This is a genomic window from Candidatus Hydrogenedentota bacterium (assembly GCA_016791475.1).
GTDB lineage: Bacteria > Hydrogenedentota > Hydrogenedentia > Hydrogenedentales > JAEUWI01 > JAEUWI01.
In genome coordinates, this window is record JAEUWI010000176.1 from 264 (window position 1) to 785 (window position 522).

The window sequence follows — 522 nt, forward strand, 5'->3', positions numbered from 1 at the left end:
TCCATCGGACAGCATCAGAACACGACGCGAAGACGGCGAATATTCTTTATCACTGGCTCTGCACTGGCGCTGCTCGTGGCTGTTGTCATTACCTTGCGGGTGGGTACGCCTCCGCCCACAAAGCCAATCGTGGTGACTCCGGTGAACTCGCTTCCTGTGACTCCTTCGCCTTCGCCCTCGCCCTCGCCCTCGCCCGTACCTCTGGTGAAGTGGACGATCTCAAGTGAGCCCTCTGGAGCAGCAGTCTTCAATGAGCAAGGCACGATGCTCGGCAACACCCCGTGGAAGGCGGAGCTGACACCCAAGGCAGGCACCAGACAGCTTCGACTTCGCCGAGAAGGTTATGCAGATTCAATCATCGATCTGGATGAGTCTTCTGATTCCCAACTCACAGTCCGCATGGTGAGACTCTCTGCTGGAAAGCCTGCGCTGACCAAGTTGCGTCCGACTCCAGGGAATCCACAACCAGCCCATCCTAAGACGGACAAACGTCCGGAGCTCTCGTATGAAGACTAGCTTTCT

1 protein-coding gene is annotated in these 522 nt (G+C 57.1%); it reads left to right on the forward strand.

Features of this window, described 5'->3' with window-relative positions:
* Window positions 1-204 precede the first annotated feature (204 nt).
* The gene (locus JNK74_28540; protein ID MBL7650136.1) at window positions 205-516 is read left to right on the forward strand and encodes a PEGA domain-containing protein; all 312 of its coding nucleotides are present in this window, start codon (window positions 205-207) and stop codon (window positions 514-516) included.
* Window positions 517-522: the final 6 nt, after the last annotated feature.